This is a genomic window from Staphylococcus sp. HMSC072H03, from assembly GCF_001809305.1.
In the GTDB taxonomy this organism is placed as follows: Bacteria; Bacillota; Bacilli; order Staphylococcales; family Staphylococcaceae; genus Staphylococcus; species Staphylococcus hominis.
Genome location: NZ_KV796919.1, coordinates 796 through 1,270 on the forward strand (window position 1 = coordinate 796; position 475 = coordinate 1,270).

Here is a 475-nt window from a genome sequence, read left to right on the forward strand (position 1 = left end):
GCGGTTCGATCCCGCTAGTCTCCACCATTTAAATCATTTACAAACTATATAACGGCGGTGTAGCTCAGCTGGCTAGAGCGTACGGTTCATACCCGTGAGGTCGGGGGTTCGATCCCCTCCACCGCCACTAATTATTAGTTGTAGAATTAAAATTTGGACCTTTAGCTCAGTTGGTTAGAGCTAACGGCTCATAACCGTTCGGTCGCAGGTTCGAGTCCTGCAAGGTCCATATAATTTTGGAGGAATACCCAAGTCCGGCTGAAGGGATCGGTCTTGAAAACCGACAGGAGCTTAACGGCTCGCGGGGGTTCGAATCCCTCTTCCTCCGTATTTGGTCTCGTAGTGTAGCGGTTAACACGCCTGCCTGTCACGCAGGAGATCGCGGGTTCGATTCCCGTCGAGACCGCCATCTAATAATTTAATAGCAATTTACCTATAAAATGTGGAGGAATACCCAAGTCCGGCTGAAGGGATC

The 475-nt window shown here is 49.9% G+C and carries 5 tRNA genes (1 of these 5 cut by a window edge); all 5 read left to right on the forward strand.

The features are described 5' to 3' along the window. Positions 1-27 (forward strand) — tRNA-Ser (locus tag HMPREF2578_RS11250); it begins 129 nt to the left of the window's first position. Positions 28-53: 26 nt separating this feature from the next. Beyond that, a tRNA-Met gene (locus HMPREF2578_RS10770) sits at positions 54-127 on the forward strand. Positions 128-155: 28 nt separating this feature from the next. After that, positions 156-229: transfer RNA gene (locus HMPREF2578_RS10775), tRNA-Ile, on the forward strand. Between the two features lie 9 nt (positions 230-238). Beyond that, positions 239-328 (forward strand) — tRNA-Ser (locus HMPREF2578_RS10780). 5 nt (positions 329-333) lie between these two features. Next, positions 334-409, forward strand: a tRNA-Asp gene (locus HMPREF2578_RS10785). Positions 410-475: the final 66 nt, after the last annotated feature.